This window comes from Amycolatopsis dendrobii (assembly GCF_014145675.1).
Taxonomy (GTDB): Bacteria; Actinomycetota; Actinomycetes; order Mycobacteriales; family Pseudonocardiaceae; genus Amycolatopsis; species Amycolatopsis dendrobii.
In genome coordinates, this window is the sequence record NZ_JACGZW010000004.1 from 399,456 (window position 1) to 423,391 (window position 23,936).

A 23,936-nucleotide genomic window follows, 5' to 3' on the forward strand; every position below is an offset into this window, starting at 1 on the left:
GAACCGAGGAGAGGTAACCCGATGGTCACCGGCTACGCAATCGAAGCACGGGGGCTGCGCAAGTCCTACGGCGATGTCGACGTCCTGGAGAGCGTCGACCTCAGCGTCGAGCGGGGCACGATGTTCGCGCTGCTGGGCCCCAACGGCGCCGGCAAGACCACGACGGTGCGGATCCTCAGCACCCTCCTGGAGGCCGACGGCGGCACCGTGACCGTCAACGGGCACGACGTCGCCAAGCGCACCCGCAAGGTCCGCGAGCAGATCGGCCTCACCGGACAGAACACCGCGGTCGACGAACTGCTCACCGGACGCGAAAACCTGGAAATGATGGGGCGGCTGTTCCACCTGCCCGCCGCGCGGGCGAAGGAGCGGGCCACCGAACTGCTCGCGCAGTTCGACCTCGTGGAAGCGGGGGAGCGCCCGGTCAAGACGTACTCCGGCGGCATGCGGCGCAGGCTGGATCTCGCGATCAGCCTGATCACGTCGCCGCCGGTGCTGTTCCTGGACGAGCCGACCACGGGTCTCGACCCGCGCAGCCGCTCGGCGATGTGGGACGCGATCCGCAAGCTGCTCGACGGCGGCACCACGGTCCTGCTCACCACGCAGTACCTCGACGAGGCCGACCAGCTCGCCGACCGGATCGCGGTCATCGACAAGGGCCGCGTCGTCGCCGAGGGCACCGCGACCGAGCTCAAGCGCCGCGTCGGCACCGAACGCCTCAAGCTGACGTTCGCGTCGGTCGCCGAAGCGGGCCGCGCGCAGCAGGTCACCGGCGGCGTGCTGCTGGACGAGACGGTCAGCGTGCCGATCGACCACCCCGGCCAGGTGCGGGCGACGCTCAACCGGGTCGCCGACGCCGGGCTCGAACCCGGCGGAATCGAGCTGTCCGAACCGACGCTCGACGACGTGTTCCACACCCTCACCTCAACCGCGGGAGCGAAGTGATGACCCAGACCTTGTCCAGGGAAACCGAGGGGGCGCAGATCCCCGCGGCGCCCGAGAGCGCCGGGCTGGCCTCGGTGCTGTCCGACTTCCGCGTGCTGATCGGGCGCAACGTCAAGCACATCACGCGGAACCCGGAGATGCTGCTGCAGGCGGTGTCGCTGCCGGTCGTGCTGCTGCTGCTGTTCCGCTTCATGTTCGGGCCCGCGATCAACGTGCCCGGCATGGCCTACATCGACTACCTCGTGCCCGGCCTGCTGGCGATCAGCATCGGCTTCAACTCGACGACCACCGTGGTCGGCGTCGCCGCGGACCTCACCCAGGGCCTCGTGGAACGCTTCCGCTCGATGCCGATGTTCGGCCCGGCCGTGCTCGTCGGCCACGTCGCCGCCGGGATGCTGCGCAGCCTGGTGTCGTTCGTGATCATGGTGGCGATCGGCTTCGCGATCGGCTTCCGTCCCGGCGGCAGCGCGCTCGGCTGGCTCGCCGCGATCGGTCTCCTGGTCCTGTTCGCGGCAGGCGTCTTCTGGCTGGCAGTGCTGCTCGGCTCGATCTCGAAGACCGTTGAGGGCGCCGGCGGTCTCGGCATGATTCTGGTGTTCGTGCCGTACGCCTCCAGCGCTCTCGTGCCGACCCAGGCGATGCCCGGCGTGCTGCGGGTCATCGTGGACAACCAGCCGTTCACCGTGCTGATGGACGCGGTGCGGGCACTGATGAACGGCACCCCCGCGGGCGGCACGGCGTGGCTCGCGCTCGTCTGGTGGGGCGCGATCACCGTCTCGGCCTCGTTCCTCGCGGTGCGCAAGTTCAACCGGCGCACCAAGGGCTGAACCGCTTTTCACCGCTGAAGGGCGACCCGCACGCCGCGGGTCGCCCTTCAGGCTTGCCTAGGGGACCCCGATTCCGCTAGATCCGCTTTAGATCGCTCCGGCACTCTCTGTGGAGTAGAGAGGACCACTGCGTGAAGTGAGGTGGCGGCAATGCCGACCCGGGTAATGGAAAAGCCGGTCGATCCCGTGGCCGCGTGGCTGGCCCCGCTGGCGGACGACCCCGCGGGCGCGGTCGCGTTCCTCTCCGAAGTGGCCGACCGCGTATCGCGGCGCCGCGGCTCCGGCAGAGTCCTGGTCCCCGGCGGCGGCCCGGTAGCGGACGCACTGGCCGGAGAAGGTTACGAGGTCCACCTGGAACCCGGCCCGCGCTTCGACGCCGGCTACCTGGGCGCGGACGTGCTGTCCCGCCTGCCCGACCAGCGAGACCAGCTGCGCGCGATCGGCCGCTACAGCCGCCTCCTGCGCCCCGGCGGCGCACTCGTCGTGCAGGGCCGCCACCCGGATCCGGCCTGCTGGACCGCGGACGCCCGCGTACGCGCGGTAGACGACGTCCGGCAGATCGTGCACCTGACCGACGCGTCGCTGCCCCTGCGTTACGTGTGGCCCGCCGAACTGGACCTGATGGCCGAACTGGCAGGCCTGGCCTTGGACAGCCGGTGGGGCGGCTGGTACGGAGAACCCGTTACGTGCGGCGGTTTCGTAGTCTCGGTCTACCGCAGCTGAGGGGTGCCGTGAGGGGAATCCTGAGGGACTCAGCGTCCCGGAGGGTTCCCCTCACGGCTTTTCACCCACCCCGCCCACCGTCGCCCGCGCACGAAAACGGCCCGGCCCCCCCGCTCATGACGGAAGGACCGGGCCGGATCGGCCGCGATCGGGATCAGACCGCGTCCGACATCTCCCCGACAAGAATGCTGTGATGCAGCTTCCGCAACGAGCTCCCCGGCTCGATCCCCAGCTGCTGCACCAAATTCTGCCGAGCCGAAGCAAACGTCTCCAACGCCTCAGCCCGCCGGTTCGACCGGGCCAGCGCCGTCATCAAATACTCAGTGAACGTCTCGCGAAGCGTATGTTCCTTCGCCAGCGCGGACAGCTGCCCGACGACCTCGCGATGCCGCCCGATCAGCAGCTCGGTTTCCATCAGCAGCTCGAGACACCCAAGCCGGCTCTCCTCGAGCAACGTGGCATAAGCCTGCACATCCGGCGAGTCGGTGAACCCGCCGAACGCCGCCCCGCGCCACAGATTCGTAGCCTCCCGCAACACCTTCGCCGCCTGCCCGTAGCCGCGGTCCCAGTGCAACGTCCGTCCCTGCTCGTACAGCCGGGTGAACCGGTCGGCGTCAAGCTCGTCGATCCCGACGTGCAGCGAATACCCCCGCGGACTGGTGACCACCGGGCTCTCTTCCGCGTCCTTGCTGGTGCCGCGCAACAGTTTCCGCAGCTGCGACACGTACACGTACAGCGCCGCGCTCGCCCGCGCCGGCGGATGTTCGCCCCAGATCTCGCCGATCAGATGCTCAGCGGTCACGACCTGGTTGTTCTTCGCCAGCAGCACGGACAGCAAGGTCTCGATCTTGCGGGCCCGCGGGGCGCAGACGCCGGGCCGGCCGCTCACTCTGATCTGTCCGAGGATTTCGTAGTTCAGCATGACTGCCCTCCGGTGTCTCTCGCGCCGGACCCGTCCGGCGGCGCCCCCAGCGCCGCTGCCTGCCGGTCCGAGCCGGGTCCACCACTGGACCATAGCAAACCGGGAGGTCGGTTTTCAAGACAAAACCGGGAGGTTGGTCTGTTTCGATCTTGAACAGGGCGGTGTTGCCAGGTAATCGGCCATGAACTCTGGTAAACCGGGCGGTCGGTATGTCATGATTGAACGGCCGGAACGCACGCCGTGTGCCGTTCCCGGCGCGAGACGATGGGGAAGACGGTGACTAAACAGGCCCGTGCGGAGCTGACCAGGCTCCTGCTGCTGGACGCCGCGGCGGCGCTGTTGCACCGCGACGGCTACGCGGCCACGAGCATGGTGGACATCGCCCGCGAGGCGGGCGTGACCAAGGGCGGCCTGTACTTCCACTTCTCGTCCAAGGACGAGATCTGCGACGAGGTGCAGTCGGCGGCCGTCGCGGTCTTGCACGGGCACGTCGCGCGAGCCCGCGGGCGCCGTCCGCATCTGCGCAGGCTCGCCGACCTGAGCCGGGCGCTGATGGGCTGGCTCGCCGAGGACGCCAAAGTGGGCGCGAGCTTCCGCTTGGCCCGCGAAATGGGCTCGAACGACCCGCGGTTCGTGGCCTTCGTCCGCGCGTGGCTGGGCCAGGTGCGCGCACACATCGCCGCGGCGCACGGGGCGGGGGAACTGAGCCCGCACGTCCGCCCGGACATGGCGGCGCTGCTGGTCGTGGTGACCTGCGTGGGCCTGGAATCGGCGGCGGCGAGCGGCACCATCCCGGCGGGCACGGATCTGGTGAGCACGCTTTCCGAGCTGTGGCGCGTGATCGAGGCCGCGCAACCGGCGGATCCGACCGCTGCTGAAGCGACGGGCACCTGAGCGGCTGCGCCAGCCGCGCCGCAAGTCGAGAAGTACCCGCGCTGCGAGGGGTTCGAGCTGGCTGGGCACTCTGCTTGGCCGTGAGCCCAGTGAGCCGAAGCCGCTGAAGTCCGTTGCGCAACGGCATATTCGCCGAGCAGTCCGACCATCCGCCCTGTCAGCGGCGCGAGCCGCCGAAGCCCGTGGTGCGGCAGCGCGTTCGTCAAGCAGACCGACCGGCCGCCCTGTTTATCGCGAGTTGCGCGGCCCAGTGAACCGAGCCCGCCGAAACCCGTTGCGCAGCACCATATTCGTCCAGGGTCGCCAAGCCGACCGACTGTCCGGTTTTCCTGGCCGGCCCAGGTCTCACTCGGCGTCGTCGGGAGGAGTCCCCGCCGGATCGAACTTGTGCAGCCGCCGCGGCGGGACCACCGCGTTCAGGATCGTCTGCCACATGAACGTGATCCGCTCGTGCAGGTCCGTCCGCCCGGTCAGCACCTGCGAGCTGAGCTGGCTCCCGGTGAACGACGCGACGACGTACTGCGCGAGATCGTGCGCGTTGACGTCTTTCCGCACGTCGCCCGCCGCTTTCGCGGCGAGCAGCAGGCCGTGCACGGTGTCGATCCACTGCTTGTAGGCGTTCGCGGCCGGGGTGACGAACGACCCCTGCTCGATGACCAGCCGGATGCCGGCGCGCACGCGCACGTCGGTGCGCAGGCTGTGCCCCATGTTCTGGGTGAGGTCGATGGCGGTCTGCAGCCCCGGGTTGTCGATGTCGGCCAGCGGGTCCCACACGGTGAACTGCTCGCGGATCAGCGCGTCCGCCAGTTCTTCCTTGGACTTGAAGTGGAAGTACAGCGCGCCCTTCGTCACCCCGGCCTCGGCGAGGATGTCCGACAGGCTCGCGCCGAGAAAGCCGACCGCGTCGAACCTGGACGCGGCTGCGTCGAGGATGGCCTTGCGGGTCTGCTCCGCGCGTTCCTGGCGAGCCACTGCGCACACTCCTTTCGGGAAGCCGCGGGCCCGGACCGGCCACGCTGACACGCCAGTCTACCTCCGGCCCGGCCATCGGAGCCAGAGAAAAAAACCGGTAGGTAGGTATGGTTTTGTCCGCCCGTTTCCGCTAAAAATGTTGTGGGGGTACTGGGGAAGTTCTTTTTTCTGGGAGGACCGACATGGTCGGTACGTTGTTAGAGGAGTCTGTCAGAAGAACCTTCATCACCGATGGCGAAAGTTCGCCGGGCGGACGTCCGGTCGACTTCCAGCAGACGATCCCGCGCAATCTCGTGCACCGCGCGGCCGTCTCGGAAGTTTTCGTCACCGATCTGAACATCGTGGGCGAGGGGCAGTTCGAGGTCGGCGCGCAGTGGCCGCGCCGGCACGGCTTCTTCGGCCCGCGCACCCCGGGGTCGCACGACCCCATGCTGTACGCGGAAACCACCCGCCAGGCGTCGCTGCTGATCGCGCACCGCGCCTACGGCGTTTCGCTCGGCAACGCGTTCATCTCCGACTGGAAGACCAGCTCTATCACCCCCGAAGGGCTGGTCACCGAGGGTCGGCCGATCGACGTGGTGCTGCGGGCGAGCGCGCACGACCCGGTGTTCCGCGGCAAGAATCTCGTCGGCATGCGGACCGAGTTCGGCTGCTTCCGCGACGACGAACTGGTCGGCACCGCTTCGGAAACCTGGCGTTGCGTGTCCCCGGCGGTCTACCGCCGGCTGCGCGGCGACCACTTCGCGGCGACGCCGTTCCAGGCCCGTGCGCTGCCCACGGTGGACCCGGTGCTCGTCGGCCGGGACCGCGAGGAGGACGTGCTGGTCGCGGACACCGCGGCTCCGGGCGCCTGGTCGCTGCAGTTCGACCCGGACCACCCGGTGCTGTTCGACCACTCGGTGGACCATGTCCCGGGCATGGTGCTGCTGGAGGGCGCGCGGCAGGCGGCGCTGCTGACGCTCGGAGATCCGCACGCGCTGCCGTTGCGGTCGGATTTCGAGTTCTCCGCCTACGTCGAGTTCGACTCCGAATGCCTGCTGGTGGCGGACGAACTCGAACCGGACGCGGACGGGTGCCGCGTGGTGCGGGTGGTCCTGGAGCAGAAGGGCCGCGCGGCCGCCACCGGCATCCTGGCGATGCGCAGGTCATGACTGCCGGCCTGGGGGCGGACAGTACGACCGGGGAAATCCTCGTCACCGGAGCGACCGGGTTCATCGGTTCGGCGGTGCTGCGGGCATTGCTCGCCCGCGGCGCCGCGGTGCGGGTGCTGGCGCGCGGTGCGGTGCCGGAGTGGATCACGCGATCCGGCGCGCGGATCCACCGAGGCGATCTCACCGACGCCGCCGGGCTGGCCGGGGCGTGCACGGGCGTCGCGACGCTCGTGCACGCCGCGTCCCGGATCGGCGGCGCCGAAGAGGAATGCGCCGAGGTCAACGACCGCGGCACGACCCGGCTGCTCGCGGAGGCGCACCGCGCGGGCACGCGCCGCGTCGTGTACCTCAGCACCTGCGCGGTCTACCGCGACGGCGAGCATCGAGGCGAGCCCGAGGACATGCTCGACCTCGGGCCCGCCTCGGCCACCAGTCGCACCCGGCTGGCCGGAGAACAGCAGGTCCGCGCCGCGGGCGGGATCGTCCTGCGGCCGCACCTGGTGTACGGCGACGGAGACCGGCATGTGGTCCCGGCGCTGGTGAAGTGGCTGCGGGCGGTGCCGGCGTGGGCCGCGGGCGGCATGGCTCGGACGTCAGTGGTTTCGTCGTGGGATCTCGCTGCCGTGCTCAGTGCGTTCGCGCTGGACCCGGCACTGGGCAGCCCCGGCGAGGTGTTCCACGTGGCCGACCCGCGACCGGTGCGGATGCGCGAGCTGCTCGAAGCCGTCTGCACCATGCTTGACCTGCGGGTTCCCGACTCTGATCTGCCGCTCGCCGAGCACCGGGCGCGCACGCCCTGGCTCAGCGAGCACCAATGGTCGCTGCTCACCCGGGACCATTGGTACGACAGCGAACGGGTCTGGAAGACCGCCGGAGTATCCCCGGGACCGGGACTGCGCGTCCGGATGGCCCAATCCCGGAACTGGTATCGGGAAACGCTGGCAATTCCCGGGGCGGGCTGAAGATCGAATTCGCGGAAAGTGATCGAACGAATTCATTCGGCGATAATTGAGGGCGGCCGTCCGGAAATTCATCCCGGACGGCCGCCGCCGTTTCCGCGGAGTTCATTTCGGTGGCGCCGCGCCCGGGCGCGGCGCGAAGATGATCGTCATGTCCCGACGCGAGCTAGTCGTGCTGGGTTCGGCGAGCCAGACGCCGACCCGGCACCGCAACCACAACGGCTACCTGCTGCGCTTCGACACCGACGGCATCCTCTTCGATCCGGGCGAGGGCACCCAGCGGCAGATGATGTACGCCGGCGCGACGGCGAGCGAGCTCACGCACCTGTGCGTGACGCACTTCCACGGCGACCACAGCCTCGGCCTCGCCGGCCTCATCCAGCGGCTGTCCCTGGACGGCGTCCCGCATCCCGTGCGCTGCCACTACCCGGCGTCCGGCCAGGAGTACTTCGACCGGCTGCGGCACTCGACGTCGTTCCACGAACGCGCCGAACTGGTCCCGCTGCCGATCTCCGCGCCGGGCCCGCTCGGCGGCGCGCTGTCGGCGTACCCGCTGGAACACCGCATCGACTGCTTCGGCTACCGCTACGCCGAACCGGACGGAATCCGGATGCTGCCGGACGCGCTCGCCTCGGCAGGCGTCCAGGGGCCCGCTGTGCGAAAGCTCCAGGCCGACGGCGTATTGGAAACCGCGACCGGCGTGGTGCGGCTCGAGGACGTGAGCGTGCCGCGCCGGGGTCAGGTGGTCGCGTTCGTGATGGACACGCGTCTGTGCGCGGGCGCGTTCGCCTGCGCGCGGGAGGCGGACCTGCTGATCGCCGAATCGACCTTCCGCGCCGACGACGCCGACCTTGCCTACCGCTACGGCCACCTGACCAGCACCGACGCCGGGCGGCTCGCCGCGGAGTCGGGTGCCCGGGAGCTGCTGCTGACGCACTTCTCGCAGCGCTACCCCTACGAGGAGGCGGACCGGTTCCGCGACGAGGCCGCGAAAGTGTTCGACGGCGAGATCCACGTGGCCCGCGACCTGGACGTGGTGCCGTTGCCGCCGCGCCGGTGAGGTGCAGAATCGCGGCATGCCTCAACCGGTCCCCGCTGACCTGCTGGAAATCGCCGAAGCACTCCTCCCCGACGCCCCGATCGGCTCTGCTCGCCTTGCCGCGCAAGGGAATATGCACCATGTCGTGCTGCTGCCCGGCGTCGCCGCGGTCCGGATCAGCAAGCGTCCCGATTCCGCCGCCGAACTGCCTCGCCGAGCCGAGATCCTCCGCGCGGTCGCGGCAGCCGGGCTGCCCTTCGCCGTGCCGGAGCCGCTGACTCCAGTCACCGCCTTCGGCGACCGCGCAGCCGTCGCGGTTTCGTGGATCGACGGCGAGGGACTCCCGGAAGGCGTCGGCGACCCGGCAGCGTTCGGCCCGCTGTTGGCCGCCTTGCATGAGGTCGAGATCTCGCCGGAACTCGAAGCCGTCCTCCACCGCCCGCGCCGCTTGGACTGGGCGGCGATCCTGCACGACGTCATCCCCCGGCTGCCGGCGAGGCGGCAGGACGACGTCCGGCAACGGCTCGACACGCTGCTCGCGCTCGAAGACGTCCCCGCGAGACTCGTCCACGGCGACCTCGGCGGCAGCAACGTCCACTTCGCCGCGGACGGCAAGCTGACCGGCGTCCTCGACTGGGACCTGGCGACCCTGGCCGACCCAGCGATCGACGCCGCACTAGTCGCGACCTGGCACGGCTGGGACGTGCTCCGCGCAGCCACCGACGAGGAGACCTACCGCCGCGCACAGGCCTGGAACGACCCGATCGGCGTCGAGCACCTCCACGCAGTCTTCACCGGTAAGCCGCTGACCAGCGTCGACGGCTTCGTCCGCTCCGTCGCGGCCTGGCTGGAGACGCGCGGCTGAAGATTTTTTCAAAGATTTCTGGCCGCGTTGTCGGATCGGGTCGCCGGTGTTCGTAGCAGTGGTGAAGCCGCCCGCGAGGGGCGGCACCGAAGCGAAGGAACCGCGACCATGAAGCTCACGACCGTGACCCAGCTGACCGTCGACGGCGTCGTTCAAGGCAACGGCGGCGCGTCCGACGAGGACCGCCGGAACGGATTCGAACGCGGCGGATGGGCGTGGGGGAAGGGCGATCAGGACACGCTGGCGTTCATCAACGAGACCTACCAGCGCGCTGACGCTTTCCTGTTCGGCCGGCGGACGTACGACCTGTTCGCGGGCTCGTGGGGCTCGATGAGCGCCGCGGCCGCCCCCGGCCGCGAACCCATCCTGCGGGCACTGAACGAGCGGCCGAAGTACGTGGCCTCGACGACGCTCGCCGCCCCGGCCTGGTCCGGCGCCAGCGTCCTGTCCGGCGACCTGGCGAGCGCCGTCGCGGACCTCAAGGCCGGACCGGGCGGCGAGCTGCAGGTGCACGGCAGCGGCACCCTGGTCCGGTGGCTGCTGGAACAGGGCCTGGTCGACGAGATGATCCTGCTCGTGATCCCGGTGGTCCTCGGACAGGGCAAGCGGCTTTTCCCGCGGAACGGCCCGGATCTGGCCCTGGATCTGATTGAGTCGCGCGTGGACACGAAGGGCGTGACGACGCAGGTCTGGCGCCCCGCCGGGCGTCCGCAGTACGCGGGCCGCTGACCTCAGAAAGGATCCTGCGATGCAGTACCTGATTTCCGTGGTCCACGACCAGGCCACGCTCGCCACGCCGGAGGAAGACGCGGCGATCGACGTCTTCAACGAGCGCCTCCAGACGGACAATCACTGGGTCTTCGCGGGCGGCCTGGCCGCGCCGGAAACCGCGACCGTCATCGACAACCGGGACGCGGCGGGGATGGTCACCGACGGCCCGTTCCTCGAGTCCAAGGAATACCTGGCCGGTTTCTGGGTCATCGAGGCCCCGGATCTTGACGTGGCGCTCACCCTCGCCGCCGAGGGTTCGAAGGCGTGCAACCGGAAGGTCGAGGTGCGACCGTTCCGGTGAGCGACGTCCGGGAGGCGCTCACCCGCGCCCACCGCGAGGAGTGGGCCCGGGTGGTCGCCGGTTTGACCAAGCGTTTCGGCGACCTGGACATCGCCGAAGAAGCCGCCGCCGAGTCGTTCGCGACCGCGGTGCAGCGGTGGCCCGCCGACGGCGTGCCGCCCAGCCCCGGCGCCTGGCTGACCACCACCGCCACCCGCAAAGCCATCGACCGCATCCGCCGCGAGAACAAACGCGACGACAAGCAACGGGAGGCCCAGCCGGTGCACGACACCACGCCTCCCCACCTCATCGACGACGACCGCCTCCGCCTGATCTTCACCTGCTGCCATCCGGCTCTGGCCGCCGAATCCCGGGTCGCCCTGACCCTGCGCATGGTCGGCGGCCTGACCGTGCCCGAGATCGCCCGCGCTTTCCTGGTGCCGGAAAGCACTATGGGACAACGGATCACACGCGCGAAAGCCAAAATCAAGGCCGCCCGCGTCCCGTACCGAGTGCCCTCCGCCGAAGACCTGCCGGCTCGCGTCTCCGGCGTCCTCGCCGTGCTGTTCTTGACCTTCAACGAGGGCTACCTGGCCACCGGCCCCGGCACCGGCCCCGTGCGCCAAGACCTGACCGCCGAAGCGATCCGGCTGACCCGCCTCGTCTGCGCCCTGCTGCCCGGCCACGGCGAGGCGACCGGCCTGCTGGCCCTGATGCTCCTCACCGAAGCCCGCCGCCCGGCCCGGGTGTCCGCCGACGGCGAACTGGTCGCCCTGGACGAACAGAACCGTGCTCTCTGGGACGCACCGCTGATCGCCGAAGGCCACCGCCTGGTGCGCGAACGCCTCGCCACCCGGGTCGCTCCGGGCCGGTACCAGATCCTGGCCGCGATCAACGCCGTGCACACGTCCGCGCGGAACATGCGGGAGACCGATTGGTCGCAGATCCTCGCCCTCTACGACCAGCTCGTCCGCATCGACGCGTCGCCGATCGTCGCCCTGAACCGCGCCATCGCACTCGCCGAACTCGACGGCCCGGAGCCGGCGCTGGAGTCGGTCGAGCGGCTGGGGGACCGGTTGGCCGGATATCACCCGTACCACGCCACTCGCGCTGACCTGCTCCGCCGGTTAGGCCGCAATGACGAGGCGCGGACGGCTTACGACCGCGCGATCGAGCTGGCGGGCAATACCGCGGAGACTGCTGCGCTGTCTCGCCGACGAGAGGAGCTGGGGTAGCAACTGGGTCTCGTCGGCGTGCTGAGCGGCGGCCCGTCTCGCCACCCTGATGAGCCGCGACCGGGGCCGGGCGATGAGTGGTGCCATTCGCCGCCGACGATCATGCTCGCCCGGTATGTGCCCGTTGCCCGCCCCGCCGAGGCAAGAAACGGGTAGCAGTCAGCGGCCAGGGGCGCGTACGTGCCGGTGCCCGCTGACCGGGAAGTCCGGCGGCGCGGGCGGCAGCAGTTCGTCAAGGACGTAGCCGCATTTCTCCGCGACCCGGCAGGACGCCGGATTGTCCTCGGCATGCAGCAAGTCCAGACGGCTCAACCGCCGCGTGTCGAGCGCCCACCGCGACGTGGTTTCCAGTGCCCGGGCAGCGATGCCTCGACCCCGGGCCTGGGCAGCCGTCCAGTAGCCGACCTCAGCGGTGCCAGCGTCCCGAACCTTCACGACGACGTGCCCGAGAGGTGTGTCGTCGTCGCCCACCACCGCGAAGCTGAACTGCGTAGCGGTGTCCCAGCCGGCTGCCTGCGCGTCCAGCCACCGCCCCGCCTCGGCGTCGTTGGCAAGGGACGTCGTCAACCGTCGGCGCAACAGCGGGTCACGATGGGCGTCGACCAACGCCCGCCGATCTTCCGCCCGCCACGGACGCAATCGCAGAGCAGGCGCGGCTGCGGTCCGGGGAATGGGCAAAACGACTGTCACGGCTTCCATTCTGCACTGTCCAGCCTCGTCTCGGCCAGCTGCGAAAGCCTCCGCGATGTCCTTGGCAGACAACGAACTCAGGTGCACTCTTCGATAACTTGGCCCCGGATGCCCCCGTAGCAGGGTAATCTCGTCGCATGCTCATCGAGGTGGACAGAGGCTAGCCGCCGGGCTCTCGGCGGCGTACCGGCCGACGGTGCCCTGGCACGACTCTTTCCCACCGATTTCCCCCTTCGCGCCCCGACGCGCGCTCCGCTGTGCGCTGGTCGCCGCCGAAGGGGAACGATGACCTCCAGGAGCACTCATGACGCCCCATTCGCCGCGTCCGCCGTTCGACCCAGAACTCGCCGCCGTGCTGCCGACGCTCGACGGCTACGCGCCGGTCGGCATGACCGCGGACCGCTTGCCGCACTACCGGAACCTCCCTTTCCCCAGCATCGAAGAACAAATCGGCACCCGCCCGGTCCACTGCGCGCACCACACGATCACCGGCTACGACGGCGCGGAGATCGAGATCTCCGTCCTGTCCCGCGTGGACCACGAAACCCCCGGCCCTGGCATCTACTTCCTCCACGGCGGCGGAATGGTGATGGGGGATCGGTTCGCCGGAGCGGCCCCGCTGATCGAGTGGGTACTGAAGTACGACGCGGTCGCCGTCACCGTCGAGTACCGGCTGGCCCCGGAACATCCCGACCCGGTGCCCGTCGAGGACTGCTACGCGGGCCTGCGCTGGACGGTCGCCAACGCGAACACCCTGCGCCTCGACCCCCAGCGCCTAGTGATGTTCGGCGGCAGTGGCGGCGGAGGACTAGCCGCAGGCACCGCGCTGCTGGCCCGCGACCGCGGCACCCCCGCGCTGCTCGGCCTGCTGCTGCAATGCCCGATGATCGACGACCGCAACGAGACGGTGTCGTCTCACCAGTACGACGGCACCGGCGTCTGGGACCGGACAAGCAACCTGACCGCGTGGACAGCAGTTCTCGGCGACCGCCGCGGGACTACCGACGTCTCGCCCTGCGCAGCCCCCGCACGAGCAACCGACCTGAGCGGCCTCCCGCCAACCTTCATCGACGTCGGCGCGGCAGAGGTGTTCCGAGACGAGGACGTCGCCTTCGCGAGCGCGATCTGGGCCGCAGGAGGCAACGCGGAACTCCACGTCTGGGGCGGCGCGTTCCACGGTTTCTACGACCTCGCCCCAGAATCCGCACTGGCCCAAGCTTGCGTCGCGGCTCGCGAGTCGTGGCTCGAGCGGTTGCTAGGCCGCCCGACGCCGTAGCGGGACCGCGCGCCGCCCGGCCGAAGCAGTCGGGTGGCGCGCACCGCGCAGCATGCGGACGATGGCATCGCTGGCCCGCGCGTCGCAGAATCTCGCGTTGGTAGCTCTGTCGAAGCCGTCTGGGTGGCGCGCTCGGCAGCACGTGGTCGACGATGTCCGCGACTCGCGTGTCGCAGGCCTCGTGTCGGCTGCTGTGCCGCGGCTGCCGGGTCCTGCGCACAGCAAGCGGGATCGACCGCGTCACAGGCCTCCGCGTCGCAGGACCTCACGCCGCCCGCCGGCGCGGGGCGAGGCCGCCGGGGCGGCGCGCACCCCGCAGCACTGATCGACCGCGTCGCTGGTCCGGCTGTTGCGGGTCTCGCGGCGGCCTTCCTGACGAGGCTGTCGCGATAGCGAGCACTCAGCGGACGCGAGCGACAACGTCACCGGCCCGCGCGTCGCAGGACCCGGACCACCCGCCCGCGCTGGTCAAGGCGCGTCGCGGCCCGAGAGGACTGCCATCGGGCGCGCTCGGCCGGTCCGCACCTTAGCGGCCGTGCGTCGACGCTCTGCCGAGGCCGTCGGGACGGTGTGCACCCCGCCGAACGACCTCACCGGCAACCCCGCGGCTCACTATCAGCCTGCGAGCTCACTGCCAGGCTGCGAGCTCACTGCCAGGCTGTGAGGTAGGTGCCAGGCTGTGAGGTCGCTGTCAGCCTGCGAGGTCACGGCCAGCCCGCGAGGTCACGGCCAGCCTGTGAGGTCGCCGCCAGCGAGCAGCTCACCGAACGCCACTAAGCACTGACCCCAAACCAGAGCCCGTCACCCCAAACCCGCCTTCACCGAGATCCCGCCAATCCAGCTCCACCTCCAGCCGCCGGCATCACCAGTCCGCCTCCAATTTCCCAAAACCCCAGCTCGCACCTCCCATCGCACCCGTTCCCGCCCACTCCAAGATCATCCCACCCGCCACCGACAATTCCGGGCGGCGTGTCGGCACCCGCCTCGCCAGAGCCCTCCGCCGACCGTGACAGACTGCCGGGCGATGTACACGCCGTCTGATCTCGCTGACCTGCTCGAATGCGAGCACCGGAGCATCCTCAAACAGGCATTGGCGGCGGGGATACCCGGCGCGCCGCGGCCCACTTCCGCACCCGATCGGCTGGCGGTGAAGCACGGGCGGGCGCACGAAGCGGCCACGCTCGGACGCCTGCGCAGCGAGCGGACGCAGGTCGTCGAGATCGAGGAGCACGATCCGGTCGTCGCGGCGAAGGCCACCGAGGAAGCGCTGCGCGCGGGCGCGCCGGTGATCTACCAGGCGGTGTTCCACGACGGCGAGTTCTCCGGCCGCGCCGATTTCCTTCTGCGTGACGACCAGGGCCGCTACGAGGTCTACGACACGAAGCTCGCCCGGCACGCCAAACCGTCGGCGGTCGTGCAGCTCACCGCGTACGCCGACGCTCTGCGCCGCGGCGGCTGGCCCGCCGGGCCGGAGATGCACCTGCTGCTGGGCGACGGCAGCACGCGCAGCCTCCGCGTCGACGACTTCCTCCCGCTCGTGGACCGGCTCCGCGACCGGCTGGAGGACCGTCCGCCGCAGCTGCCCGACCGCATCTGGGCAGACGAGCGTCCGGCGTGCACCGGATGCGCGTTCGCCGACCACTGTTCGTCCGCGCGCGAGGCGGACCGCGACCTGTCGCTGGTCGCCGGGATGCGCAGCGAGCAGCGGCGCAAGCTGGTGACCGCCGGGCTCGGCACCATCGACGCGCTCGCCGGAGCCGAACCGGCCGACCGTCCGCGCGACATGTCCGAGGGCACATTCGCCTCGTTGCGCGCGCAGGCCGCGATCCAGGTCCGGCAGGACGAAACCGGTGAGCTGGCCTACGAAATCATCGCGCCGGACGCGCTCGCCGAACTGCCCGAAGCCAGCCCGGGCGACGTCTTCTTCGACATGGAAGGCGACCCGTACGCCCTGGCCGGCACCGGCCTGGAGTACCTCTTCGGCGCGGTCACCCCGGACGAGCGCTTCACCCCGTTCTGGGCGCACTCGCGCGCGCAGGAGAAACGAGCGTTCGAGGAGTTCGTCGACTTCGCCACCGCACGGCTCGCGGAACACCCCGACGCGCACGTCTACCACTACGCGCCGTACGAGGTCACGGCGATCAAGCGGCTCGCCGCCGTCCACGGCACGCGGGAGGAAGCCGTGGACGAACTGCTGCGCAGCGGCGCGATGATCGACCTGTATGCCGTGGTACGCAAGGCTTTGCGGGTAGGACAGCGGTCGTATTCGATCAAGTATTTAGAACCACTGTACATGCCGGAAGCCCGCGCTGGCGAGGTGAAAACGGCGGCGTCGAGCATCGAGGCGTACGAGGATTACCTGACGCTCTCCTCCGCGGGAAACACCGAGCAGGCCGACGAAGTGCTGCGCGGCATCGCGGACTACAACGAGTACGACTGCGTCTCCACCTTGCGCCTGCACGAATTCCTGCACCGCGTGCGCGTCGAAGCCGGAATCGACCTTGCCGAGCCGGATCCCGAGTCCGAAGTGGACGCTCTGCTCCGCCGCACCGAAGAAGAGGAAGCCGCCCAGCGCCGCGCCGAACGCGCCGCCGCGATGGCCGCGCTGGTCGACCCGCTCCTGGACAGCCTCCCCGACGACCCCGCGGATTTCACCCCCGACGACCGCGCCCGCGCGCTGCTGGCCGCATCCGTCGGCTACCACCGCCGCGAGACGAACCCGGCCTGGTGGGAGTTCTTCCGCCAGCTGGCGGCCCCGATCAGCGACCTCGAAGTGGACACAACCTGCGCGGTGCCGGTGTCGGTGACCGCGGGCGAGTGGGTCCCGCCGTCCGGCCGGTTGCGCACTGCGAAACGCACGCTGGTCGTGAGGTGCGACCCGGACCGTCCGCATCCGTACGCGCCCGGTGACGACGTGCGCTTGCGCTACGGCGCCGATGCGCGCGACGCGAAAGTCGTGTCCGCGACCGCAGTCGAAGTGACGCTGGAGGAGAGCAGCGCCCCGGACCGGACGTCCAATGACCTCCCCGCGGCGGTCCTGCCGGGCAGCCCGGTCCGTCCGTCGCCGAAGGACGAGGCGGTAGCCGATCTCGCCCGTCTGGCAGGGGAAACACTGCCCGCGCTGCCCTCACACCCCGGCGTCGATCTGCTGCGCCGCATCCCCCGGTTGCGCGGCGGATTGCCCGAACCGGGCGAGGATTTGGTCGCCACGGTGATCACCGCGGTCGATCAGCTCGACGGCTCCGTGCTCGCCGTCCAGGGCCCGCCCGGGGCCGGAAAGACTTACCTGGCCGGGAAACTCATCGCGCATCTGGTGCGGTCCGGCCGGACCGTCGGCGTCACGTCGAACAGCCACAAAGCGGTTGAGAACGTCCTTTCGGCGGCCATGGAGAACGCGCCGGAGATGGCCTGCGCCAAGCGCGCGAAGCGGACGCCGGATCCGTCGTTGCCTTGGGAACAGCCGAAAAACAACACAGCGCTGGTACGCTGGCGTGAAGAACACGACACCGGCCATCTGGTCGGCGGCACGGCGTGGACCTTCGCCAACGCTGCCGTGCGCGAGCAACCCTTCGACGTTCTCGTCATCGACGAAGCCGGCCAGTTCGCTCTCGCGGACGCGCTGGCGGTGTCGATGTGCGCGAAAAACCTCGTGCTGCTGGGGGATCCGCAACAGCTGCCGCAGGTCGTGCAGGGCACGCACCCGGCCGGTGCGGAGGCGTCGGCGCTGGGGCACCTGATCGGCGAAGCGGACATCATTCCGGCGGAACTGGGCTACTTCCTCGACCTGACCCGCCGCATGCATCCCGCTGTCTGCGCGCCGGTTTCCACCCTGTCGTACGCGGGCCTGCTGCATTCGCATCCCACCGCGGAACGTTCGATCGACGGTTTTCCGTCAGGTCTCTATCTGGCATCGGTCGAGCATCGCGGGAACACCACGCGCTCGGTGGAGGAAGCTGAGCAAGTAGTGTCGGTGATCAAGTCGCTGCACGGCCGTTCGTGGGAAGGCCGGCCGCTCACTGATGCCGATTTCCTTGTCGTAGCCCCGTATAACCTCCAGGCGCGAGTGGTAACGCGCGCACTGTCCGACGCTGGCTTCGGCGACGTCCGGGTCGGCACAGTGGACCGGTTCCAAGGTCAAGAAGCACCCGTTGTGGTGACGACCATGACGTCCTCTTCGGCGGTAGACTTGCCGCGAGGCCTTGATTTCTTGTTGTCGCGTAACCGGTTGAACGTCGCTCTCTCCCGCGCGCAGTCCGTCGCTGTCCTGGTGTGCTCTCCGAAGCTGCTCGAAGCCGACATCAGGACGGTGGACCAGATGCGGCTGGTCTCCGGAATGCTCGGGTTGCTCCGCGACGCCCGCGAGTGGATCGGCTGAGCCCAGGCGCTTGACGAAGGGCGAGTTCGCCTGAGCTGTGCGGGGCGCTGGGTGTCGCGAGGGCGCATGCCTGCGGTGCGATGCGTTGCTCGGTGAAAGGTGCGTTGCCCACGCTGGGATGCGTTGCTGGGGGTGGGACGCGCGTACCTGCGGCGCGGCGCGTTGCTTGGCGAAGGGCGAGCTCGCCTGAGCCGTGGGGCGCTGGGTGTCGCGAGGGCGCACGCCCGCGCTCGGATGCGTTGCTCGGTGTGGGACGCGCGTACCTGCGGCGCGGTGCGTTGCTTGGCGAAGGGCGAGCTGTCCGCGCCGGATGTGTTGGCCGGTGCGGGACATGCATGCCTGCGGCGCGCGATGCGTTGCTCAGCATAAGGGCGCGGCGCTACCTGTGCCGGGGTGCGCTGCCTGGTATGTGGTGTGCGCGCGGTGCGTTGCTCGGTGAAGGGTGCGGCCCGGGTTGGAATGCGTTGCCGGGTTAGGCGCGGGTGTTCCCGCGCCGCCCCGCAGTCGCTCTAGGAAGGACGGGTGCAGCCGTGACGCGCCGCGCGGTGAGTGCGTCTGCGCGGCGATGCCATCGCCCAGCGGGAGCCACGCCCGCCTGCGTCGCGACGCGGTCATCGGGCACTTGCGCGGGCACCCGCCCGGCCGATCCGGTCGGGATCCGGTGGCCGGGCGGGCGCATGTCCCCGCTCGCGCGACCGTGGGGGAGGGGGTGGCGCGGCGAGCGAGGTGGTCGGGGCGCCCCGCGCGTCCGGCCTGCGGGAGCCGGAGCGGGGGCGCGGGATCCCCGTCCGTGCGGGGCACTGGGGGAGAGATGCCGCAGCGGACGGGGTGGCTGGAGAAAACGGTGTGTTCGGACGGTCTCATCCGGACGGCACACCGGCGAGCACTGGCGGGACCCGACTCATCCGGACTGCCGACGCGCACCTGCTGGACGAGACCTATCCGGTGCGCGAAGCGGGCTTCCCAGTATCACTCTGTTCAGTACAACTCGTTGCGGGCCAAGAACATTCCCGCGGCCGGGGGTGTGCTCCCGCTCTCCGTCCGGACCGGCTGGGGGTTACCGGCCGGCGGGAGCAGGAGCACCGGATCCCGTTCCGCGTCTGGGGGGAGCAGTCACGCGGAGCGGGTAGTTCTGCGCCGGTACGGGGGCCGCCTCGCGGCGAGTGGCACGACCAGGCTCCGGCCGGACCGGTATTCCTGGAAGGCAGAAGGTGAGGCCCGGGGGCACCTCCGTACCGACACCCTGTACAACGCTCGAACCGCGCGAATGTTCCGGCCCCATAAGGTGATCTGGATCGCCGCCAATCGAGTGACCGTTTGGTCGGCTCGGGAAGCCGGGCGACGGGTGAACCTCGAACAGGTTGCGTTGCCTGGCGAATCGTTGTGTATTCGCCGCGAGCCCGAACGCCGGTACCCAGTCGACCCCCCAGGGAGCCGGGCATCGCGGTTGACCGGCGTCACCCAGTAGCGAACTTGTTCGTAACGAACATGTTCGTTAAGCTGACGGAAGACACGAAGAAAAGGAGCAACCCCATGACCATCACCATCGTCGGCGCCGGCCTCGGCGGTCTCAGCCTCGCCCGCGTCCTGCACGTCCACGGCATCGAAGCCACTGTCCTCGACCTGGACGCCTCCCCGTCCGCCCGTGCGCAGGGCGGCATGCTCGACATCCACGACGACTCCGGCCAGGTCGCGCTCCGCGCCGCCGGTCTGCACGCCGAATTCGAGGCCCTGATCCACTCCGGCGGCCAGGAAACCCGCGTCTACGACCGCACCGCCGCCCTCCTCTTCTCCGAGGCGGACGACGGCAGCGGAGGCCGGCCGGAGGTCGACCGCGGGGCCCTGCGCGATCTCCTCCTCAACTCGCTGCCGGAGGGCACCGTCCGCTGGGGCACGAAGGTCACCGCCGCGGAACCGCTGCCTGACGGAGGGCATCGCCTCGCGCTTGCCGACGGCACGTCTCTCACCACGGACGTGCTCGTCGGAGCCGACGGTGCCTGGTCCCGGGTCCGTCCGCTGGTCTCACCGGAAAAACCGGCGTACACCGGGATCTCGTTCATCGAGATCGACCTCCTCGACGCGGACTCCCGACACCCGGACGCGGCAGCTCTCCTCGGCGGCGGCATGAGTTTCGCGCTCGGCGAGGGCAAAGGTTTTCTCGCACACCGCGAACCGGACGGCAGCCTGCACGTCTACGCCGCCGTGCGCGTCCCGGAAACCTGGACCGCGTCCCTCGACTTCAGCGATCACGCTGCTGCCAAGGCTGCCGTGCTGAGTCACTTCGACGGCTGGTCCGATCGGCTTCGCGCCCTGGTCGAGGACGCGGACGGCGAGCTGATCCCGCGGCTGATCCACGCGCTCCCGATCGAGCATTCGTGGCCGCGAGTGCCCGGCGTCACGCTGCTCGGCGACGCCGCGCACCTGATGTCGCCGTTCGCCGGAGAGGGCGCGAACCTCGCCATGCTCGACGGTGCTGAGCTGGGACTCGCGCTCGCCCGGCACCCGGACGACGTCGAACGCGCGCTCGCCGAGTACGAGGCCGCGTTGTTCCCGCGCAGCGCGAAATCGGCGGCGGAGTCGGCGCAAAGCCTCGAGAGCTGTTTCCGCGCGGACGCCCCGGCGGCGTTGCTCGAGCTGTTCGGAGCCTGACGTCCATAGTGGACGGGGTACGACTTAAGCGGTACCCGGATCGAGCCGTCAAGCCGATCCGGGTTGGACGGTTCCGCTCGCACAATGGGTTTCAGCCCGCTGTGAGAGAGGAATTTTCTGATGACCGCCGTCCTGGCCGACACTGTCCATGAAGGCTTGCGGTTCGCCGCCGTCGCCGGGATCGCGGTGCTCGTGGCGTTTCCGGTCTTGCTGTTCATCGGCGCGCTGGTGAGTGTGCTCGGCAGCCGGCTCGGCGCCGGGATGAAGTTCGTCTGGGTGGTCTTCGCGTTCTGTGCGCCGTTCCTCGGGCCGATGTTGTGGTTCCTGGTCGGCAAGAAGAGCGCGGAAGCCTCATTTCGCTGACACAAGATGTCAGTGGAGCGCGGTTAGCGTCCGGGCATGGATCAGGAGATCGACGCTGGCGAGTTCGCCAGCCGTTATGTCGCGGTGTGGAACGAGTCCGATCCGGCCGCTCGGCGCGCGGCGATCGCGTCGTTGTGGGCCGAGGACGGGGTGCAGTTCACCGAGTCCGCGGAGTACCGGGGCCACGATGAGCTTGAGCGCCGGGTCGGCGAGGCGTTCGAGGAATTCGTCGGCGGAGCGGGATTTGCGTTCCGGACCGCCGGAGACGCAGTCGGCCGTCACAGCACGGTCCGGTTCAGCACCTGCATGGTTCCCGCTGCGGGCGGGGAGGTCGCCTGGACCGGGTTCGTGGTAGCCGAACTTGGCGAGGACGGTCGGATCCGGCGCGATTGCCAGTTCGCCGAACCGCCCCTTCCTTCGTTCTCGGGCACTCGTGCAGTCGTGGAGGAATTCGTGCACCGGGTAGGGCAGGGCGACCCGGACCGGATCGCGGAGCTTTTCGCGGAACCGGTCGACTGGCGGTTGAGCTGGCCGGAACCGGAGCATCCCGTGGTGCCGTGGATCCGCCCGCGTTCCACCCGGGCGGATGTCGCGGATCACTTCCGGATGCTCGGAAGCGCTTGTGTGCCAGAGGAAAGCGATGTCCGCGTCGACCGGATCCTGGTCGACGGCACGGACGCGGTGGTCTTAGGGACGAGTGCCCAAACAGTCAAACTGACCGGCAACCGTTTCGCGACCGGCGTGGCGGTGTGCCTGACCGTCAGCGGCGGGCTGATCACGCGATACCACGTTTACGAAGACAGCCTCGCCGTCGCCGAGGCGTTCGCCGGATGAAGCGCCGGGCAGCCGGAGCGAGGGATCCCGCCCGGCTGCCCGGCGTTTCGCGCGGTCAGGAAACGTTCAGGTCGATGCAGGCGTAGAACGCGTTGCCGGTGTCCGCGATGTTCCACACCGCGAGCACCTTCTGCTGTCCGGTGTAGCCGCTCAGGTCGACCTGGTGCGACACGGTTTCCCCCGGTGCGTGGCCGCCGCCGTCGAAGCTCGCGACCATCGTGTCGCCGACGAAGTACTCGTAGTCGAGGGTGGCGTGCCGCGCGGTGAACACCCAGTTGAAGGTCACCTGGCTGCCGACCTGGGTGACCTTCCAGCCCTTGCTGTCGTCGTCGAGGTCGGCGAACCGGTCGTTGCCGCCGCTGCAGCTGCGCAGCCCCTTCGGACCCTCGACGCTCTGCGGTTCCCATTTGATGTCGCCGCAGGACACTGTTCCGTCCGCGCACTGGGCCTGCCTGCTCGGCGGGGAGTTGACGTAGCCGTGCGCGCTGGCGATGCCGGGGCCGATCAGCATCAGCACCGGAGCGAGGACCGCGCCGCCGAGTGCGGCGAGCATCGTGCGTTTGCGGGGCATGGTGGCTCCTTCGAAGCCGGGCCCGCTCCCGCGCCGGAGGGCGGCCGGACGAGCCACGGCACGACCGACGAGCCCGCGGTGGGGTGGAGCGCGGGCGGAGGGGGTGGGGAGATTTGTGGTCTAGACCATACTCGACCGCCCGCGCTCGGTCAAGAATCGGCTACCCTGCGTTATCTATACACGGGATACTGTATGCAATAAGATGTCGCCGAGGATGCCGACCGCAGGGAGACCGCGATGTACACGGTGACCGACCCAGTCACGGGCCAGCTGTTCGAGGAAATCGAGAACGCGACCGACGAGGAGGTTCGCGCGGCGATTGAGCGCGTCGGCCACGGATATCGCAGTTGGCGGGCTCGTTCGGTAGCGGAACGAGCAGGGATCGTCGCCCGTGCCGCGGACCTGTTCGAGCAGCGTGCCGACGAGCTGGCCGCGATCATGACCTTGGAGATGGGCAAGCGGATCAATGAGGGCCGCGGCGAGGTCGGGATCGTCGTGGACATCTTCCGTTACTACGCGGAACAAGGCCCGGGCCTGATCGCCGACCAGCCGCTCCCGATCCGCGGCGGCTCCGCGGTGATCCGCAAGGAACCGATCGGCGCGCTGCTGGGCGTGATGCCGTGGAACTTCCCGTGCTATCAGGTGGCCCGGTTTGTCGCGCCGAATCTGGTTCTGGGCAATACGATTCTGCTCAAGCACGCGTCGATTTGCCCGCGTTCAGCGCTGGCGATAGAGAAGATTCTGCATGAAGCGGGCGTACCGGACGATGTGTACGTGAACACCTTCGCGTCCAGCCGGCAGGTGCCGATGATACTCGCTGATCCGCGCATTCAAGGCGTTTCCCTGACGGGCAGCGAACAAGCTGGCATCTCCGTGGCGGCCGAAGCGGGCCGGAACCTGAAGCGATGCGTGCTGGAGCTAGGCGGCGCGGACCCGTTGCTGGTGCTCGACACGGCGGATCTGGACGAAACAGTGCGCGCTGTCGCGACCGCGCGGATGCGTAACTGCGGGCAGTCCTGTAACGCGCCTAAGCGGATTATTGTCCAATCTGACCTTTATGAGGAATTCGTGGACCGCTTCACCAAGCGGGTCGCGGACTATTACGTCCCCGGGGATCCGGCTGACCCGTCGGCGAAGCTGCCTCCACTGGCTTCCGTCGCCGCTGCGGACGAGGTCGCCGGCCAGGTGGCCCGCGCGGTGGAGCAGGGCGCGACCTTGCGGACGGGCGGGCGTCGCGGTGAGGGTGCGTATCTGGAGGCGACGGTCCTGACTGAGGTCACACCGGAGATGGACGCTTACCGGGAGGAGATCTTCGGGCCGGTGGCGATCTTGTTCCAGGCCGAATCGGATGATCATGCTATTGAGATCGCCAATGACTCGCCGTTCGGTTTGGGTGCGGCCGTGTTCGGCACCGATCCGGTTCGGTTGCGCCGGGCCGCGGATCGGCTGGAGGCGGGAATGGTGTATTTCAACAAATCCGGTGGGTCGCAGGCGGATTTGCCGTTCGGCGGGATCAAGCGGTCGGGGATGGGGCGGGAGTTGGGGCCGTCGGGGATCGCGGAGTTCATGAACCAGAAGTCGATCCGGCTCTGACC

21 protein-coding genes are annotated in these 23,936 nt (G+C 69.5%); 17 read left to right on the forward strand and 4 right to left on the reverse strand.

Annotated features, from left to right (window positions below; translation table 11 throughout):
* Positions 1-21 precede the first annotated feature (21 nt).
* The 3 genes from H4281_RS13650 to H4281_RS45555 all read left to right on the forward strand — a co-directional run bounded on the left by H4281_RS13650 (position 22) and on the right by H4281_RS45555 (position 2,495).
* Positions 22-945 carry an ATP-binding cassette domain-containing protein gene (locus tag H4281_RS13650; RefSeq protein WP_182891248.1) on the forward strand — a complete coding sequence of 308 codons (924 nt, stop codon included), beginning with the start codon at positions 22-24 and terminating at the stop codon, positions 943-945.
* On the forward strand, positions 945-1,772 hold the full coding sequence (locus H4281_RS13655) for an ABC transporter permease (protein ID WP_182891249.1): 828 nt from the start codon (positions 945-947) through the stop codon (positions 1,770-1,772). The genes H4281_RS13650 and H4281_RS13655 overlap by 1 nt, the downstream gene beginning before the upstream one ends.
* A gap of 150 nt (positions 1,773-1,922) precedes the next feature.
* Positions 1,923-2,495, forward strand: coding sequence for a hypothetical protein (locus tag H4281_RS45555; protein ID WP_237596931.1), 573 nt, complete (start codon positions 1,923-1,925; stop codon positions 2,493-2,495).
* A 154-nt stretch (positions 2,496-2,649) separates the two neighbouring features.
* On the opposite strand, the gene H4281_RS13665 is transcribed toward H4281_RS45555, so the two are convergent.
* On the reverse strand, positions 2,650-3,417 hold the full coding sequence (locus tag H4281_RS13665; protein WP_182891250.1) for an AfsR/SARP family transcriptional regulator: 768 nt from the start codon (positions 3,415-3,417) through the stop codon (positions 2,650-2,652).
* A 276-nt stretch (positions 3,418-3,693) separates the two neighbouring features.
* Here H4281_RS13665 and H4281_RS13670 point away from each other — a divergent pair, with 276 nt between their 5' ends.
* On the forward strand, positions 3,694-4,311 hold the full coding sequence (locus tag H4281_RS13670) for a ScbR family autoregulator-binding transcription factor (RefSeq protein ID WP_237596930.1): 618 nt from the start codon (positions 3,694-3,696) through the stop codon (positions 4,309-4,311).
* 345 nt (positions 4,312-4,656) lie between these two features.
* Here the strand turns inward: H4281_RS13670 and H4281_RS13675 are convergent, their stop codons facing one another.
* On the reverse strand, positions 4,657-5,283 hold the full coding sequence (locus tag H4281_RS13675) for a ScbR family autoregulator-binding transcription factor (RefSeq protein ID WP_182891252.1): 627 nt from the start codon (positions 5,281-5,283) through the stop codon (positions 4,657-4,659).
* Between the two features lie 182 nt (positions 5,284-5,465).
* On the opposite strand from H4281_RS13675, the gene H4281_RS13680 reads away from it, so the two are divergent.
* The 7 genes from H4281_RS13680 to H4281_RS13710 all read left to right on the forward strand — a co-directional run bounded on the left by H4281_RS13680 (position 5,466) and on the right by H4281_RS13710 (position 11,583).
* On the forward strand, positions 5,466-6,434 hold the full coding sequence (locus H4281_RS13680) for a ScbA/BarX family gamma-butyrolactone biosynthesis protein (protein ID WP_182891253.1): 969 nt from the start codon (positions 5,466-5,468) through the stop codon (positions 6,432-6,434).
* Positions 6,431-7,396, forward strand: a complete 966-nt coding sequence (locus H4281_RS13685; RefSeq protein WP_182891254.1) for an NAD-dependent epimerase/dehydratase family protein — start codon at positions 6,431-6,433, stop codon at positions 7,394-7,396. Before H4281_RS13680 ends, H4281_RS13685 begins: the two co-directional genes overlap by 4 nt.
* A 148-nt stretch (positions 7,397-7,544) precedes the next feature.
* A complete protein-coding gene (locus H4281_RS13690) occupies positions 7,545-8,453 on the forward strand; it encodes a ribonuclease Z (RefSeq protein WP_182891255.1) in 909 nt (302 codons plus the stop codon).
* Between the two features lie 16 nt (positions 8,454-8,469).
* Positions 8,470-9,297: a phosphotransferase family protein gene (locus tag H4281_RS13695; protein ID WP_182891256.1), complete on the forward strand. Its 828-nt coding sequence runs from the start codon at positions 8,470-8,472 to the stop codon at positions 9,295-9,297.
* 108 nt (positions 9,298-9,405) lie between these two features.
* Positions 9,406-10,026 carry a dihydrofolate reductase family protein gene (locus tag H4281_RS13700; RefSeq protein ID WP_182891257.1) on the forward strand — a complete coding sequence of 207 codons (621 nt, stop codon included), beginning with the start codon at positions 9,406-9,408 and terminating at the stop codon, positions 10,024-10,026.
* A gap of 19 nt (positions 10,027-10,045) precedes the next feature.
* Positions 10,046-10,369, forward strand: coding sequence for a YciI family protein (locus tag H4281_RS13705; protein ID WP_182891258.1), 324 nt, complete (start codon positions 10,046-10,048; stop codon positions 10,367-10,369).
* The gene (locus H4281_RS13710; RefSeq protein WP_182891259.1) at positions 10,366-11,583 is read left to right on the forward strand and encodes an RNA polymerase sigma factor; all 1,218 of its coding nucleotides are present in this window, start codon (positions 10,366-10,368) and stop codon (positions 11,581-11,583) included. The genes H4281_RS13705 and H4281_RS13710 overlap by 4 nt, the downstream gene beginning before the upstream one ends.
* 159 nt (positions 11,584-11,742) lie before the next feature.
* Here H4281_RS13710 and H4281_RS13715 read toward each other — a convergent pair whose 3' ends face one another.
* Positions 11,743-12,273, reverse strand: a complete 531-nt coding sequence (locus H4281_RS13715; RefSeq protein WP_220507163.1) for a GNAT family N-acetyltransferase — start codon at positions 12,271-12,273, stop codon at positions 11,743-11,745.
* 304 nt (positions 12,274-12,577) lie between these two features.
* Between H4281_RS13715 and H4281_RS13720 the strand changes: the two genes are divergently transcribed.
* The 5 genes from H4281_RS13720 to H4281_RS13740 all read left to right on the forward strand — a co-directional run bounded on the left by H4281_RS13720 (position 12,578) and on the right by H4281_RS13740 (position 21,770).
* A complete protein-coding gene (locus tag H4281_RS13720) occupies positions 12,578-13,549 on the forward strand; it encodes an alpha/beta hydrolase (protein ID WP_182891261.1) in 972 nt (323 codons plus the stop codon).
* A 1,024-nt stretch (positions 13,550-14,573) separates the two neighbouring features.
* Entirely contained in the window at positions 14,574-17,924 is a 3,351-nt protein-coding gene (locus H4281_RS13725; protein WP_182891262.1) for a TM0106 family RecB-like putative nuclease, read from the forward strand.
* A 1,533-nt stretch (positions 17,925-19,457) separates the two neighbouring features.
* Entirely contained in the window at positions 19,458-20,573 is a 1,116-nt protein-coding gene (locus H4281_RS13730) for an FAD-dependent oxidoreductase (RefSeq protein WP_182891263.1), read from the forward strand.
* A gap of 120 nt (positions 20,574-20,693) precedes the next feature.
* On the forward strand, positions 20,694-20,936 hold the full coding sequence (locus H4281_RS13735; RefSeq protein ID WP_182891264.1) for a PLD nuclease N-terminal domain-containing protein: 243 nt from the start codon (positions 20,694-20,696) through the stop codon (positions 20,934-20,936).
* Between the two features lie 36 nt (positions 20,937-20,972).
* Complete coding sequence (locus tag H4281_RS13740) at positions 20,973-21,770, forward strand: nuclear transport factor 2 family protein (RefSeq protein WP_246411766.1); 798 nt, start codon at positions 20,973-20,975, stop codon at positions 21,768-21,770.
* Positions 21,771-21,825: 55 nt separating this feature from the next.
* Here the strand turns inward: H4281_RS13740 and H4281_RS13745 are convergent, their stop codons facing one another.
* Entirely contained in the window at positions 21,826-22,341 is a 516-nt protein-coding gene (locus H4281_RS13745; protein WP_182891265.1) for a lytic polysaccharide monooxygenase auxiliary activity family 9 protein, read from the reverse strand.
* 237 nt (positions 22,342-22,578) lie between these two features.
* Here H4281_RS13745 and H4281_RS13750 point away from each other — a divergent pair, with 237 nt between their 5' ends.
* Positions 22,579-23,934: an NAD-dependent succinate-semialdehyde dehydrogenase gene (locus tag H4281_RS13750; protein WP_182891266.1), complete on the forward strand. Its 1,356-nt coding sequence runs from the start codon at positions 22,579-22,581 to the stop codon at positions 23,932-23,934.
* Positions 23,935-23,936 lie beyond the last annotated feature (2 nt).

Bases quoted from the DNA above. Each gene is read 5' to 3' on its own strand.
- H4281_RS13650 (WP_182891248.1), top strand. From the start codon at position 22: ATGGTCACCGGCTACGCAATCGAAGCACGGGGGCTGCGCAAGTCCTAC.
- H4281_RS13655 (WP_182891249.1), top strand. From the start codon at position 945: ATGACCCAGACCTTGTCCAGGGAAACCGAGGGGGCGCAGATCCCCGCG.
- H4281_RS45555 (WP_237596931.1), top strand. From the start codon at position 1,923: ATGCCGACCCGGGTAATGGAAAAGCCGGTCGATCCCGTGGCCGCGTGG.
- H4281_RS13665 (WP_182891250.1), bottom strand. From the start codon at position 3,417: ATGCTGAACTACGAAATCCTCGGACAGATCAGAGTGAGCGGCCGGCCC.
- H4281_RS13680 (WP_182891253.1), top strand. From the start codon at position 5,466: ATGGTCGGTACGTTGTTAGAGGAGTCTGTCAGAAGAACCTTCATCACC.
- H4281_RS13685 (WP_182891254.1), top strand. From the start codon at position 6,431: ATGACTGCCGGCCTGGGGGCGGACAGTACGACCGGGGAAATCCTCGTC.
- H4281_RS13690 (WP_182891255.1), top strand. From the start codon at position 7,545: ATGTCCCGACGCGAGCTAGTCGTGCTGGGTTCGGCGAGCCAGACGCCG.
- H4281_RS13695 (WP_182891256.1), top strand. From the start codon at position 8,470: ATGCCTCAACCGGTCCCCGCTGACCTGCTGGAAATCGCCGAAGCACTC.
- H4281_RS13700 (WP_182891257.1), top strand. From the start codon at position 9,406: ATGAAGCTCACGACCGTGACCCAGCTGACCGTCGACGGCGTCGTTCAA.
- H4281_RS13705 (WP_182891258.1), top strand. From the start codon at position 10,046: ATGCAGTACCTGATTTCCGTGGTCCACGACCAGGCCACGCTCGCCACG.
- H4281_RS13720 (WP_182891261.1), top strand. From the start codon at position 12,578: ATGACGCCCCATTCGCCGCGTCCGCCGTTCGACCCAGAACTCGCCGCC.
- H4281_RS13725 (WP_182891262.1), top strand. From the start codon at position 14,574: ATGTACACGCCGTCTGATCTCGCTGACCTGCTCGAATGCGAGCACCGG.
- H4281_RS13730 (WP_182891263.1), top strand. From the start codon at position 19,458: ATGACCATCACCATCGTCGGCGCCGGCCTCGGCGGTCTCAGCCTCGCC.
- H4281_RS13735 (WP_182891264.1), top strand. From the start codon at position 20,694: ATGACCGCCGTCCTGGCCGACACTGTCCATGAAGGCTTGCGGTTCGCC.
- H4281_RS13740 (WP_246411766.1), top strand. From the start codon at position 20,973: ATGGATCAGGAGATCGACGCTGGCGAGTTCGCCAGCCGTTATGTCGCG.
- H4281_RS13745 (WP_182891265.1), bottom strand. From the start codon at position 22,341: ATGCCCCGCAAACGCACGATGCTCGCCGCACTCGGCGGCGCGGTCCTC.
- H4281_RS13750 (WP_182891266.1), top strand. From the start codon at position 22,579: ATGTACACGGTGACCGACCCAGTCACGGGCCAGCTGTTCGAGGAAATC.